This is a genomic window from Streptomyces sp. P9-2 (assembly GCF_051903975.1).
GTDB lineage: Bacteria > Actinomycetota > Actinomycetes > Streptomycetales > Streptomycetaceae > Streptomyces > Streptomyces cellulosae.
Genome location: NZ_CP192633.1, coordinates 1,846,835 through 1,859,448 on the forward strand (window position 1 = coordinate 1,846,835; position 12,614 = coordinate 1,859,448).

Genomic DNA, 12,614 nt, shown 5'->3' on the forward strand with positions numbered 1-12,614 from the left:
GGAGCCCCCGCCCGGCGAGACGCGGGCGGGGGCTCCGTCAGGTCGGTCGCGGCGCGTCCGTCAGACGTTCACGCCGAAGTCCTGGGCGATGCCCACCAGGCCCGAGGCGTAGCCCTGGCCGACCGCGCGGAACTTCCACTCGGCGCCGTTGCGGTACAGCTCGCCGAAGACCATCGCGGTCTCGGTGGCGGCGTCCTCCGACAGGTCGTAACGGGCGATCTCGGCGCCGCCGGCCTGGTTGACGATCCGGATGTACGCGTTGCGCACCTGGCCGAAGTTCTGGCTGCGGTTCTCGGCGTCGTAGATCGAGACCGGGAAGACGATCTTGTCGATGTCGGCCGGGAGGGCCGCCAGGTTGACGTTGATCGCCTCGTCGTCGCCCTCACCCGCACCGGTGCGGTTGTCACCGGTGTGGACGATGGTGTTGTCCGGGGTCTGCTTGTTGTTGAAGAACACGAAGTGGGCGTCCGAGTAGACCTTGCCCTGTGCGTTGACCGCGATCGCCGACGCGTCGAGGTCGAAGTCCGTTCCCGTGGTGGTGCGGACGTCCCAGCCGAGGCCCACGGTGACGGCGGTCAGGCCCGGAGCCTCCTTGGTGAGCGAGACGTTGCCACCCTTGGACAGGCTTACAGCCATTGTTGGGAGTCCCTTCCCTCGTTTGCGTACGGCTAATGAAGCTACAGCTACCACCTTGAACGCCGAGAGGGGTGCGCCAGGTTCCAGGTCGCTTTACTTTCTTTACCCGGATGCGGATATTCGGGTGACGTGACCGGTCCGGGCGCGGGAACCTGTATGTCATGTCCGGTCCCCTTGTCGTACGCGGCTCCGTCTCCCTGCCCGAGGCCGAGCTCATGTGGCGTTTCTCGCGGTCGTCCGGGCCGGGCGGGCAGCACGTCAACACCAGCGACACCCAGGTCGAGCTGCGGTTCGACCTCGCCAGGACCGAGGCGCTGCCCGAGGTGTGGAAGCGGCGGGCGCTGGAGCGGCTCGCGGGGCGGCTGACCGACGGGGTGCTCACGGTGCGGGCGTCCGAGCATCGGTCGCAGTGGCGGAACCGGGAGGCGGCGGCGGTGCGGCTGGCTGCTTTGCTCGCGGAGGCCACGGCGCCTCCGCCCAAGCCGCGGCGGCCTACCCGGGTGCCTCGGGGAATCAACGAGCGGCGGCTGCGGGAGAAGAAGCGGCGGTCCGAGACCAAGCGGGGGCGCTCCGCGCGGGACTGGTGAGACGCGGGTGGGCCACGCCCTTGTTCTTCACCTGCGGGCCGGTGGGGGCCGGCCGCGCAGTTCCCCGCGCCCCTGAGGGTGTTCTTACAGACGCAGGATTCCCACGTGCTCCTCGTCGACCTTCTCGGCCGTCTTCTCGAAGCCCAGGGTGAGGTAGAAGTCCTCCGGGCCGTGCTCGCCGGGGTGCCACGTGACGTGGAGGGTCTTCTTGCCTCGGCGGCGTAGTTCTTCCGCCACCTCGGTCACCGCGAAGCGGCCGTAGCCCTTGCCCTGTTCCTCCGCCGCGACGGTGAGGCGCCACAGGCCCGAGCGGACGTCGGTGCCGTCGTCGCGCCAGTCGATGTCGAGGAACGCCATCACGAAGCCGACCACGCGGCCGTCGGCCACGATCACGCGCGGCCACGCCTTGTCGGGGCGGACGTACGCCTCCGCGAGGGAGTGGGCCACCGGGTCGACGGCGAATTCCTGTTCCGGGCGGACCCGCAGGGCGAGGGCGGCCTCGAGATTCGCGGGTGTGATCTTTTCGAGGCGCGGGGCCCTGGCGGTCGTCATGCGGGGAGGGTAGGCAGGTAAAACGGCGGCGGTAAAAGGGTTTTCGGACGCGCTCAGCCCAACTGGCGGTAGCGGCCCTTGAAATAGACCAGCGGACCGCCTTCCGCGCTCGGCACGGCGGCCGTCGTCACGCGGCCGACGACGAGGGTGTGGTCGCCCGCCGCCACCCGTTGTTCCGTGCGGCACTCCAGGGTCGCCAGCGCGCCGCCGACCAGAGGAGCCCCGGTGTACTCGCCGCGCCGGTAGGGAATGTCCGCGAACAGCAAACGGTCGCTGACCCGGCCCTTCATCGAGAAGCGGCCCGCGATGTGGCGCTGGCTCTCGGACAGCACGGACACCGCCCACAGCGGCTGCTCCTCCAGCAGTTCGTCCATGCGGGAGCCGGTCCGCAGACTGACCAGCACCAACGGGGGGTCGAGGGAGACGGACAGGAACGCGGTCGCGGTCATGCCGACGTCCTCGCCGGCCGGCGCGCCCGGGTCGTCCGGGTCCAGCGGCGGCTCCATGGCCGTCACCAGCACCACACCGGCGGCCAGACGGGACATGGCGGCACGGAACTCGTCGTTGCTCACCCCCTCAGCATGCCGGGCGGCGGGCGGAACGGTGATCGAGGCCGGGGCGGCGGGAGTGTTCAGCACACCGGGAACGCTAATCTCCGCCGCGTGGACACCGCATCGGACCGTGGCCCGAACCGGGACCTAGGACCAGCGGCCGATGCAGGCACGATTCATGCGCAATCACCACATGATCCGCGTCGCGGAAATAGGCCGGGATTCCGCGCGTAGACCACGCAATTGTTCACGTTTAGCTGTGACTTGAGTCACAAGGGGCAAGAATTGTTGACCCTGTGTACCGGGTGAGCAGCGCGCTGTGATTCAGTGGCGGGAAGCTGCTGCGACGATACGCCGATGATGACCCTTGATGCGCTGCGAGGTCTCGGGGGGAGGGCGAGGATGGAGACCGAGTCGGAACCCTACGTCCGTCTGGCATCGCTGCGACAACTCCACCGGGCCATGGCCGACATGAACACGGCGCGCAGTCTGGCGGACACATTGCAGACGGTCGCCGACGGCGTCGTGGGCGCCCTCGGGTACGAGCTGGCCTGCGTCAATCTCGTACGCCCCGACGGCGACCTGGTGGTCGCCGCCCTGTCCGGGAACACGGCCGCCGAGGCCCTCATCACCGGCCGGGTCGGCTCCCGTGAGTCCTGGGACCGCCGGCTCACCATGGGCGAGCGCTGGGGCGACCTGGTGTTCATACCGCACACCGAGGGCTGGGTCCTCGACGACGACGACGTCCCGCAGTGGTACACCGACGGGCCCGCTCCCCGCTTCGAGGACGAGTGGCACCCCTCCGACCGGCTCTTCGCCCCCATGTACGCGCCCGGCCCCGCCGGCGGCGGCACCTCCGGCGAACTGATCGGCGTGCTCTCCGTCGACCGCCCGCGCAACGGCCGCCGGCCCGGCGCCTGGGGCCGCGAGGCCCTCCAGATGTACGCCTTCCAGGCCGCCATCGCGATCAGCAACGCCCGGCTGCGGTCCAACATGCAGCGCGCCCTCGTCCGCCTGGAGCGCGAGCAGCAGGCGCTGCGGGCCAGCGAGGAGAGCTTCCGGCAGGCCTTCGAGTACGCGCCCTCCGGCATGGCCATCGCCGAGATGGGCGGCGACCAGCACGGCCGCATCCTGCGCACCAACGACGCCCTGTGCCGGCTGCTCGGCCGGCCCGCCTCCGCGATGCGCCGCTACTCCTTCTCCGACCTGGTCCACCCCGAGGACATAGGCACCCTGCTGCGCACCTCCGCCGAGGGCGGCCGGGCGGAGCTGCGGCTGGCCCGGCGCGACGGCACCTACGTGTGGGTCTCCCTGCGGAACTCGGTGGTCGCCGACGCCGCCGACGGGCCGCGGTTCCTGCTCACCCACGTCGAGGACATCGAGGAGCGCAAGCGCCGCGAGCTCCAGCTCGCCCACCGCGCCTCCCACGACTCGCTCACCGGACTGCCGAACTCCGCCGAGCTGCGCTCCCGGCTCTCCGCCCGGCTGTGCAGCCAGCAGCCGCAGGCGCTGCCGGCGGCCGTGGACTCCATGGAGCCCTACGAGTCCTTCGACTCCCACGACGCCGCCTTCGGGCCGCCCGCCTTCGACCGCGGCCACGACTTCGACTTCCCGCCCGGCAGCGACGCGTACGACGGCTTCGACCACCATGTGCACACCGTCGCCCCCGCCGCGGACGCCGACGACGGCACCAAGGGGCTCGCGGTGCTCTTCTGCGACCTCGACGGCTTCAAGTCGATCAACGACCGGTTCGGGCACAACGCGGGTGACGCGGTTCTCATCGAGGTCGCCCGGCGGCTCAGCAACGGCGTGCGGGACGGCGACACCGTGGCCCGGCTCGGGGGTGACGAATTCGTCATCCTCGCCGACGGGCTCGGCCGGGCCGACGCGCAGGACCTCGCGGTGCGGCTGCGGAACGAGATCATCCAGCCCATCCGGGCCGAGGGACGGGCCGTGCGGGTGGGCGCCAGCTTCGGCATCGGGTGGGCCCATTGCGGCATGACGGCCGACGAAGTGCTGAAGTCGGCCGACGAGCGGATGTACGTCGAGAAACGATCTCGTCCCAAACAGCACAGACGTGCCGGATGATCTCCAGGTCGGCGGGTTGATGCGGTCCGGGTCACCCTTTCGGGTCAGTGGAACCGGGTAGGCTCGGCTTCTCCGCACACGTACGCACCCGATCCGCAGCTAGGAGCACAGGGGATGACGCCCGGCAACAACGGCGCGAGCACGCCCGAGGACGACGACCCGTTCGGCTATCTGTACGCCGACGGGCAGGCCAACGGAGCCCAGCCGCCGTCCGGGGGTTACGGCTACCCGAACTCGGTGAACCGGGTGCGGCCGGTCGGTTCCCGCCAGTACGGCCAGCAGGGGCCCGCCCCGCAGGCACCGCCCCAGCAGGGCGCCTTCGGCCAGCCCAGCGCGCACTACGCCGCGCCGGAGACGCTGCCCGGGGGCGCGCCCACCGCACGCACCCAGCCCTCCCGCGGGGGCGGCCGTGGCGGCGGCCCCAACACCAAGGGGCTGCTGATCGGCGCGATCGCCGTGGTCGCGGCGGTCGTCATCGGCATCGGCGTCGCCATGCTCAGCGGTGACGACGACGACAAGGGCGGCGACGAGGCGGGCCCGTCCCCGACGGCCACCCAGGAATCCGGCGAGCCGAGCCCGTCCTCTTCCGAGGACAAGGGCGAGGACGAGGCGAAGCTGCCCGCCATCGACGCGAAGGCGCTCCGCCTTGACGGCGGCGCGAGCCTCGCGTCCGAGTTCAAGGGCGCGAAGGCCGACGGCGGCGTCTACGTCACCGGCTTCAACCAGGTCGGCTCGAAGGTCACCTGGACCGTCAACGGCGTGAAGGCCGGCAACTACCGCTTCTACGCGCAGTACGGCATCCCCGGCGAGGACGCCGACGCGACGATCGTGGTCAACGGCGAGGCCCAGAGCCGCCCGCTGAACATGAAGAACTTCGCGAAGAGCCCCAAGGGCGACTGGGAGAAGGGCTGGCAGAACACCTGGGCCAGCGTGAACCTCAACGACGGCACCAACACCATCGAACTGGCCTGCAACGAGGGCAACAAGTGCAACGCCGTCCTCGACCAGCTGTGGCTCACGAACGAGGACGGATCCAGCTGATCCTGCGGGCCTTCATCGTGAGGCGTGAAAGCCTCACGCCGCCGTGGCCACGCCCGTGACCGTGACCGTCGTCAGGAACCGGTCGTAGGCCGCCCGGTCGAAGTCGCCGGCTGTGGGGGAGAGGACCGTCGCCGCCGAGAGGGCCGTGGCGCGGATCAGGCGTTCCGGCCAGGGGCGGTGTTCCACCAGGGCGGACAGCAGGCCCGCCACGGCCGCGTCGCCCGCGCCCGTGGGGTTGCCGGTCAGCGGGGCCGGCGGGGTCGCGCGCCAGCGGCCCTCCGGGGTCACCGCGAGGAGGCCCTCCGCGCCCAGGGACGCGACCACCGTGCCCGCGCCCCGGCGGCGGGCGTCCTGGGTGGCGCGCAACGGCTCGTGGGAGCCGGTGAGTTCGGCCAGCTCCTCCGTGTTGGGCTTCAGGAAGTCAGGACGACCCGCGACCCCGCGGCGCAGCGCCGCCCCGCTCGTGTCGAGCAGCACCGGCACCTGGGCCGCGCGCGCCGTGCGGACGAGGTGCGCGTACGCGCCGACCGGGACGCCCGGCGGCAGGCTGCCGCACAGGGCCACCGCCGAGGCGGACGCCAGCAGGTCCTCGTAGACCTCCTGGAACGCGGACCACTCGGCATGGGTGATGTCCGGGCCGGGCTCGTTGAGATGGGTCGTGGCGCCGGTGCGGTCGTCGACGAGGGTCACCGTGCGGCGGGTGGCGCCGGAGACCGGGACCAACGCGTCGGTGAGGCGCGGCACTTCGGTGAGGCGGTCGCGCAGGACGCGTCCCGTGGGGCCGCCCGAGAAGCCCGTGACGGTCACCTCGTGGCCGAGCGCGGCCAGCACCCGGGCGACGTTGACGCCCTTGCCGCCGGGGCGTTCCAGCACCTCGGAGACCCGGTGGGAGGCGCCCGCCCGCAGGGACGGGACGCGATAGGTGATGTCGAGAGCGGTGTTCAGCGTGACCGTGAGAATCACCGGGCCGACCTCCCCCTCTTGCCTGCCTTCCGTGGCCCCGGGGTCACGATCATGCCAAATGGAAGGCGGTCGGCCCACCCCTGGGACCGGCCACCGTGGACCGGTCCCGGGACGGATCAGGCCAGTTGGGGAGTGACCGCCCATTCTCCCTTGCGCATGACGCCCACCAGCTCGAAGGCGTCGTCCAGGACGACCAGGTCGGCGTCCTTGCCGGACTCCAGCGAGCCGATGCGGTCGGACAGGCCGAGCAGCCGCGCCGGGTTGGCGGACACCGCCGCGACGACGTCCTCGACGGGCAGCCCGTCCACCGTCACCGCCCGCTTGAAGGCGCGGTCCAGGGTGAGCGTGGAGCCGGCGATCGAGTTGCCCTCCACCAGGCGGGCCACGCCGTCCGCGACCTCGACCTCCAGCGGGCCGAGCATGTAGCGGCCGTCGCCGAAGCCGGCCGCGTCCATCGCGTCGGTGATGAAGGCGACCCGGTCACGCCCCGCGTGGTGGAACGCGAACTGCAGGGAGGCCGGGTGCAGATGGGTGCCGTCGTTGATCAGCTCGACGGTGACCCGCTCGTCCTCCAGCAGCGCCGCGATCGGGCCGGGCGCGCGGTGGCCGAGCGGCGGCATCGCGTTGAACAGGTGCGTGGCGACGCTCGCGCCCGCGTCGACGGCGGCCACCGTCTGCTCGTACGTCGCGTCCGTGTGGCCGACGGCGGCGATCACGCCGTGCTCCACGAGCAGCCGTACGGAGTCCAGGCCGCCGGGGAGTTCGGTGGCGAGCGTCATCATCCGGGCGTGGCCGTGGGCCGCGTCGATCAGCTTGCGGACCTCCGCCGGGTCGGGGTCGCGCAGCAGCGTCTCGTCGTGCGCGCCCTTGCGGCAGGGGGAGATGAACGGCCCCTCGAAGTGGATGCCCGCGATGTCGCCCTGCTGGGCCAGCTCCGCCAGCATCCCCGCGTGCCGGGCGAGGAAGTCCAGGTCGCCGGTGACGGCGGAGGCGACGACGGTGGTGGTGCCGTGGTGCAGATGGGTGCGGACGCCCTGGAGGACGTCCTCGGCGGTGCCGGCGGCGAAGGACACACCGCCGCCGCCGTGGTTGTGGATGTCGACGAAGCCGGGGACCACCCAGTGGCCCCGCAGGTCGACCGTCTCGGCCGCCCGGTCCGCCGGGGAAGGGGACGCGGACGTGCCGGGCTCCGTGGCCGCGATGCGCGTGCCCTCGACGGTCACGCGGGCGTCGTCCACGGTCCCGGTGGGCAGGACCACCCGGGCACCGGTGAGAACCTTGGTGGGGGCCATCAGGTGGTTACCTCCGAGGGGTCAGTGGTCTCGATCGAGGGATCGGCGGTCCCGGTCCCGATCAGGTCCCAGGCGAGAAGGCCCGCGCCCAGGCATCCGGCGGTGTCCCCGAGGGTCGCGGGGACCAGGGACGGCAGCTTCTGGAAGGTGACCCGCCGCCGGACGGCCTCCCGCAGCGGTGTGAACAAGGTTTCCCCCGCCTCGGCGAGCCCGCCACCGATGATCAGCGTGCGCGGGTCCAGCAGGGTGAGCGCGGTGACCAGCCCGTCGGCGAGCGCGTCCACCGCCTCCTGCCACACCCGCACGGCCCGCTCGTCGCCCGAGGCGACGGCCTTGGCGCAGTCCGCCGCGTCCGCGTCCGGGTCGCCGCTCGCCTCGGCCCACGCCCGGCTCACGGCCGACGCGGACGCGAACCGTTCCAGACAGCCGCGCTGCCCGCACGGACACTCCGCGCCGCCGGGCCGTACGACGATGTGGCCGATCTCGCCCGCGAAGCCGTGCGCGCCGGCCTCGACCTTGCCGTCGATGCCGATGGCGCCCGCGATGCCGGTGCCGAGCGGCACGAAGAGGAAGCGGTCGGCGCCGCGCCCGGCGCCGATGCGGCCCTCGGCGAGACCGCCGGTGCGCACGTCGTGGCCGAGCGCCACGGGGACGCCGCCGAGCCGCTCGGCGAGCAGGGCGCGCAGCGGTACGTCACGCCAGCCGAGGTTGGCGGCGTAGGCGGCGACGCCCTCCGCCTCGTCGACGATGCCGGGCACGGCGACCCCGGCGGCCGAGGCCGGTTCGCCGTACTCGCGGATGCCATGGGCGCGGAGCTCCGCCGCGAAGCCGAGGATGCCCTCGACCACGGCGTCCGGGCCGCGCTCGCGGCCGGTGGGGCGGCGGGCCTGGTGCAGCAGCTCGCCGCCCGCCCCGACCAGGGCGGCCTTCATCCCGGTGCCGCCCACGTCGAGGGCGATGACATGTTTCACGGGGAACAGTGTGGCCCGTGGACCCGCAAGAGGTCTAGTCCACTCACGTGGTGTAGACCTTAATCCGATTATCGGAACCACGGATGGCGCGCGGCGCCGGAGCAGGGGAGAGCACGTGCGAGGGCGGGTCAGGACAAGGACGATCGCGGCGGTGTCCGCGCTGGGACTGGCAGCGGTCCTGAGCGGATGCGGGATCGGCGGCGATTCCTCCGACGTGACCCTCACGCTGGTCGCCGCCGACTACGGCAACGGCGCCGCCGACAGCAGCAAGAAGTACTGGGCCGACCTGGTCGAGCGGTACGAGACCGACCACCCCGACGTCGACATCGACGTCAGCGTGTACTCGTGGAACGACGTCGACCGCAAGGTCAAGGAGATGGTCGACGCCGGCAGCCCGCCGGACATGGCCCAGATCGGCGCGTACGCCGACTACGCCTCCCAGGGCCTGCTCTACCGCGCCGGCGACCTGCTCTCCATCCCCGTCCAGGCGGACTTCCTCTCCCAGCTCTCCGGCGCCGGCGAGCTCAACAGCGTGCAGTACGGCATGCCGTTCGCCGCCTCCACGCGGCTGCTCTTCTACAACAAGTCCCTCTTCGCCGAGGCCGGGCTCACCCCGCCCGAGACCTGGGACGAGCTGGTCGAGTGCGCCGAGGCGCTCAAGGCGAACGGGGTGAGGTTCCCGTACGCGCTCCCCCTCGGCCCCGAGGAGGCGCAGGCCGAGACCCTCCAGTGGCTGCTCAGCGGCGACGGCGGCTACACCGACATCGGCGGCACCTACGGCATCGACTCCACGGAGAACGTCGAGACCTTCAGCTGGCTGCGCGACGAACTCGTCGGCAAGGGCCTCACCGGGCCCGTCGCCCCCGGCAAGCTCGACCGCGCGAAGGCGTTCGAGGCGTTCGCCGCGGGCGACGTCGGCATGCTCAACGGGCATCCCTCGCTGATGGAGATGGCGAAGAAGAAGGGCGTGAAGTACGGCATGGTGCCGATCCCCGGCGCCGACGGCGAGACGCCGTCCACGCTGGGTGTCGCCGACTGGATGATGGCGTTCGAGAAGAACGGGCACCGCGACGAGATCGGCGACTTCCTCGACTTCGTCTACAGCGAGGAGAACGTGCTGAACTTCTCCCGCGAGTACGACCTCCTGCCGGTCACCAACTCCGCGTCGCGGGCGATGGCGGCGTCGGGGCAGGACAAGGAACTCAAGCCGTTCCTCGACCAGTTGCCGCTGTCGGAGCTGTACCCGGTGGGCAAGACGTCGTGGGCCGCGGTGAACGCGGCGATCAAGCAGAAGATCGGGCGGGCCGTGGCGCCCGGGGGCAGCCCCGCGGGCGTGCTGGGGGAGCTGCAGGCGGCTGCCGTGCGGGCGGAGAACGCGGCGTAGCGGTTAGCCTGCCGGCATGGGTGAGGAGCTGGGGGAGATCGAGCGGGCGGTGCTCGCGCTGGAGCGGCGGGGGGTTGTGTCGCCCGGGGTGAAGGAGCGGGTGATTCGGGAGGAGCTGGGGTTGGTGCCGGTGCGGTACTACCAACTGCTGAACGCGCTGCTCGATGATCCGCGGGCCTTGGCCCACGATCCCGTGACGGTGAACCGGCTGCGGCGGGTGCGGGAGGCGCGGCGCGGGGAGCGGTAGGGGTGTTCCGCCCCGGCGGGGGCGGAACCCCTCGTCAGGCGAGCCGGGCTGCCAGCGCCCGGAGCAGGCGCACCACGCCCGCCGGGCCGTCCACCACCAGGTCGGCCCGGTCACGCAGCTCCGTGACCTCCTCGCTGCCGCTGCACACCAGCACCCCCGGCGTGCCGGAGGCACGGAGCTTGTCCACCGCCGTGAAGGCGGCGAGGTCGCCCAGGTCGTCCCCGGCGTACAACACCGACCCCGCCCCGATTTCCCGCGCGTACTCCAGCAGCGCGACCCCCTTGTCCATCCCCGGCGGCCGCAGCTCCAGCACCAGCCGCCCCGGCTCCACGACAAGGCCGTGCCGCGTCGCGAGGTCCGTCAGCGGAGCGCGCAGCGCCTCGAAGGCGGCCTGCGGGTCGGACGCCCTGCGGGTGTGGACGGCGACGGCCCGCCCCTTCTCCTCGATCCACGTGCCCTGCCACGCCCCCACCCGGTCGAGCAGCCCCGGCAGCTCCGCGCGGGCGGCGGCGACGCCGGGATGCGGGGCCGGCGCGGTGACGGAACCGGTCACCGCGTCCCACCGCTCGGCGCCGTAATGGCCGAGCACCACCAGGTGCTCGAGACCGGGCACGCCCGCGAAACCGCCGTGCCGCACCGCGACCCCCGGCGGGCGGCCCGTCACGACGGCCACCGCGGCCACCTCCGGGGCGAGCGCGGCGAGCGTCGGCACCGCGTCCGGGTGGGCGCGGGCCTGCTCGGGGTCGGGCACGATCGGCGCGAGCGTGCCGTCGAAGTCGAGCGCGATCAGCGCCTTGCCCGGGTGGGCCAGAATCGCGTCGAGTCCGTCCCGCCCGGCCTGCGTGGAGGGCGTCGGCAGGTCGCCGGCGTCCGTGGAATCCGTCTGACTGGCCATGCGCCCCAACCTATCCACGCAGTGCTTCGAGCTGGTCCAGGAACCACCGGGCCGGTGGCAGCGCCGTCGCCGCCGCGGCGAGCCGCTTGCTGCGTTCCGTGCGGTCCTCGGGGCGCATCGACAGCGCCTCGTGCAGGGCCTCGGCCGTCTGGACGACGTCGTACGGGTTGACGGTGATCGCGTCCTCGCCCAGCTCCTCGTGGGCGCCGGCCTCCTGGGACAGCACCAGGGCGCAGCCCCCGTCGGAGACCACCGGGACCTCCTTGGCGACCAGGTTCATGCCGTCGCGGATGGGGTTGACCAGGGCCACGTCGGCCAGCCGGTACGCGGCCAGCGAGCGGGCGAAGTCGTCCTTGACGTGGAGGACGACCGGGCGCCAGCCGGGGGTGCCGTACCGCTCGTTGATCTCCTCGGCGACCCGCTGCACCTCGGCCGTGTAGTCCCGGTAGACGGCGAGGTCCTGCCGGGACGGGTAGGCGAAGGCGACGTGCACCACGCGCTCGCGCCACTCGGGCCGGTCGTCCAGCAGCTGCCGGTACGCCAGCAGGCCGCGCACGATGTTCTTGGACAGCTCGGTGCGGTCGACCCGGACGATGGTCCGGCGCCCCTCGCCGATCTCCTCGCGCAGGCCGGCCATCCGCTCGTCGACGTCCGCCTCGTGCGAGCGGGCGCGCAGGAAGTCCGCGTCGGCGCCGAGCCCGTGCACCCCGATGCGGGTGTCGCCGAGCCCGCCCGCGAACCGCTCGCAGCACGCGGTGAAGGCGTCCGCCCAGCGGCGGGTGAGGAAGCCGAGCCGGTCGGCGCCGAGCATCCCGCGCAGCACCTGCCGCGCGATGTCGTCGGGCAGCATCGCGAAGTACTCGGGCGGCGCCCACGGGGTGTGCGAGAAGTGCCCTATGCGCAGGTCGGGGCGGAGCTCGCGGAGCATGCCGGGGACCAGGGTCAGGTGGTAGTCCTGGACCAGGACGGCCGCGCCCTCGGCGGCCTCCTCGGCCAGCGCCTCGGCGAACGCGCGGTTGTACGTCTCGTAGGAGGCCCACTGGCTGCGGAAGGACGCGTCGAAGACCGGCTCCAGCGGGGTCTGGTACAGCATGTGGTGGACGAACCACAGCACCGAGTTCGCGACGCCGTTGTACGCGTCCGCGTGCACGTCGGCCGGGATGTCCAGCATCCGCACGCCGTCCACTGCGACGCCGCGCCGCACGGCCTCGCGGTCGCCGTCGGACAGCGCCGAGCACACCCACAGCGAGTCCGACCCGGAGCCGATGGCCGAGAGGCCGGAGACCAGTCCTCCGCCGCCCCGCTTGCTCCTCAGCGAACCGTCGTCCGCGACCGCGTACGACACGGGCCCCCGGTTGGAGGCGACCAGCACCTGAGCTGCACCGAAGCTTGAAGCCATACGCCTCA

13 protein-coding genes are annotated in these 12,614 nt (G+C 72.4%); 5 read left to right on the forward strand and 8 right to left on the reverse strand.

Annotated elements, in window-relative coordinates; genetic code table 11:
• Positions 1 to 60: 60 nt before the first annotated feature.
• Positions 61 to 636, reverse strand: a complete 576-nt coding sequence (locus ACQY0Z_RS08740; protein WP_019523941.1) for a TerD family protein — start codon at positions 634 to 636, stop codon at positions 61 to 63.
• A 161-nt stretch (positions 637 to 797) separates the two neighbouring features.
• Here ACQY0Z_RS08740 and arfB point away from each other — a divergent pair, with 161 nt between their 5' ends.
• Positions 798 to 1,223 carry an alternative ribosome rescue aminoacyl-tRNA hydrolase ArfB gene (arfB, locus tag ACQY0Z_RS08745; protein ID WP_381728642.1) on the forward strand — a complete coding sequence of 142 codons (426 nt, stop codon included), beginning with the start codon at positions 798 to 800 and terminating at the stop codon, positions 1,221 to 1,223.
• Between the two features lie 84 nt (positions 1,224 to 1,307).
• Here arfB and ACQY0Z_RS08750 read toward each other — a convergent pair whose 3' ends face one another.
• Both ACQY0Z_RS08750 and ACQY0Z_RS08755 read right to left on the reverse strand, forming a co-directional pair.
• On the reverse strand, positions 1,308 to 1,775 hold the full coding sequence (locus ACQY0Z_RS08750; protein WP_439812049.1) for a GNAT family N-acetyltransferase: 468 nt from the start codon (positions 1,773 to 1,775) through the stop codon (positions 1,308 to 1,310).
• 53 nt (positions 1,776 to 1,828) lie between these two features.
• Positions 1,829 to 2,413 (reverse strand): flavin reductase family protein, encoded by a 585-nt coding sequence (locus ACQY0Z_RS08755; RefSeq protein ID WP_189896266.1) that lies wholly within the window; start codon positions 2,411 to 2,413, stop codon positions 1,829 to 1,831.
• Positions 2,414 to 2,728: 315 nt separating this feature from the next.
• Here ACQY0Z_RS08755 and cdgB point away from each other — a divergent pair, with 315 nt between their 5' ends.
• Both cdgB and ACQY0Z_RS08765 read left to right on the forward strand, forming a co-directional pair.
• Positions 2,729 to 4,414 carry a diguanylate cyclase CdgB gene (gene cdgB, locus ACQY0Z_RS08760; protein WP_254586976.1) on the forward strand — a complete coding sequence of 562 codons (1,686 nt, stop codon included), beginning with the start codon at positions 2,729 to 2,731 and terminating at the stop codon, positions 4,412 to 4,414.
• A gap of 114 nt (positions 4,415 to 4,528) precedes the next feature.
• The gene (locus ACQY0Z_RS08765) at positions 4,529 to 5,455 is read left to right on the forward strand and encodes a carbohydrate-binding protein (protein ID WP_439812050.1); all 927 of its coding nucleotides are present in this window, start codon (positions 4,529 to 4,531) and stop codon (positions 5,453 to 5,455) included.
• A 33-nt stretch (positions 5,456 to 5,488) separates the two neighbouring features.
• On the opposite strand, the gene ACQY0Z_RS08770 is transcribed toward ACQY0Z_RS08765, so the two are convergent.
• The 3 genes from ACQY0Z_RS08770 to ACQY0Z_RS08780 all read right to left on the reverse strand — a co-directional run bounded on the left by ACQY0Z_RS08770 (position 5,489) and on the right by ACQY0Z_RS08780 (position 8,681).
• Positions 5,489 to 6,418 carry a 1-phosphofructokinase family hexose kinase gene (locus tag ACQY0Z_RS08770; protein WP_189896260.1) on the reverse strand — a complete coding sequence of 310 codons (930 nt, stop codon included), beginning with the start codon at positions 6,416 to 6,418 and terminating at the stop codon, positions 5,489 to 5,491.
• Between the two features lie 116 nt (positions 6,419 to 6,534).
• A complete protein-coding gene (nagA, locus tag ACQY0Z_RS08775) occupies positions 6,535 to 7,710 on the reverse strand; it encodes an N-acetylglucosamine-6-phosphate deacetylase (RefSeq protein WP_189896258.1) in 1,176 nt (391 codons plus the stop codon).
• A complete protein-coding gene (locus ACQY0Z_RS08780; RefSeq protein ID WP_439812051.1) occupies positions 7,710 to 8,681 on the reverse strand; it encodes an ROK family protein in 972 nt (323 codons plus the stop codon). Before ACQY0Z_RS08780 ends, nagA begins: the two co-directional genes overlap by 1 nt.
• A gap of 151 nt (positions 8,682 to 8,832) precedes the next feature.
• Here ACQY0Z_RS08780 and ACQY0Z_RS08785 point away from each other — a divergent pair, with 151 nt between their 5' ends.
• Both ACQY0Z_RS08785 and ACQY0Z_RS08790 read left to right on the forward strand, forming a co-directional pair.
• Positions 8,833 to 10,065: an extracellular solute-binding protein gene (locus ACQY0Z_RS08785; RefSeq protein ID WP_439812052.1), complete on the forward strand. Its 1,233-nt coding sequence runs from the start codon at positions 8,833 to 8,835 to the stop codon at positions 10,063 to 10,065.
• 16 nt (positions 10,066 to 10,081) lie between these two features.
• Positions 10,082 to 10,312 carry a DUF3263 domain-containing protein gene (locus ACQY0Z_RS08790; protein WP_189896253.1) on the forward strand — a complete coding sequence of 77 codons (231 nt, stop codon included), beginning with the start codon at positions 10,082 to 10,084 and terminating at the stop codon, positions 10,310 to 10,312.
• Between the two features lie 34 nt (positions 10,313 to 10,346).
• On the opposite strand, the gene otsB is transcribed toward ACQY0Z_RS08790, so the two are convergent.
• Both otsB and ACQY0Z_RS08800 read right to left on the reverse strand, forming a co-directional pair.
• Positions 10,347 to 11,207, reverse strand: coding sequence for a trehalose-phosphatase (gene otsB, locus ACQY0Z_RS08795; RefSeq protein ID WP_439812053.1), 861 nt, complete (start codon positions 11,205 to 11,207; stop codon positions 10,347 to 10,349).
• A gap of 10 nt (positions 11,208 to 11,217) precedes the next feature.
• Positions 11,218 to 12,606, reverse strand: coding sequence for a trehalose-6-phosphate synthase (locus ACQY0Z_RS08800; RefSeq protein WP_189896249.1), 1,389 nt, complete (start codon positions 12,604 to 12,606; stop codon positions 11,218 to 11,220).
• Positions 12,607 to 12,614 lie beyond the last annotated feature (8 nt).

Bases quoted from the DNA above. Each gene is read 5' to 3' on its own strand.
- arfB (WP_381728642.1), top strand. From the start codon at position 798: ATGTCCGGTCCCCTTGTCGTACGCGGCTCCGTCTCCCTGCCCGAGGCC.
- ACQY0Z_RS08790 (WP_189896253.1), top strand. From the start codon at position 10,082: ATGGGTGAGGAGCTGGGGGAGATCGAGCGGGCGGTGCTCGCGCTGGAG.
- ACQY0Z_RS08740 (WP_019523941.1), bottom strand. From the start codon at position 636: ATGGCTGTAAGCCTGTCCAAGGGTGGCAACGTCTCGCTCACCAAGGAG.
- ACQY0Z_RS08750 (WP_439812049.1), bottom strand. From the start codon at position 1,775: ATGACGACCGCCAGGGCCCCGCGCCTCGAAAAGATCACACCCGCGAAT.
- ACQY0Z_RS08800 (WP_189896249.1), bottom strand. From the start codon at position 12,606: ATGGCTTCAAGCTTCGGTGCAGCTCAGGTGCTGGTCGCCTCCAACCGG.
- nagA (WP_189896258.1), bottom strand. From the start codon at position 7,710: ATGGCCCCCACCAAGGTTCTCACCGGTGCCCGGGTGGTCCTGCCCACC.
- ACQY0Z_RS08765 (WP_439812050.1), top strand. From the start codon at position 4,529: ATGACGCCCGGCAACAACGGCGCGAGCACGCCCGAGGACGACGACCCG.
- cdgB (WP_254586976.1), top strand. From the start codon at position 2,729: ATGGAGACCGAGTCGGAACCCTACGTCCGTCTGGCATCGCTGCGACAA.
- otsB (WP_439812053.1), bottom strand. From the start codon at position 11,207: ATGGCCAGTCAGACGGATTCCACGGACGCCGGCGACCTGCCGACGCCC.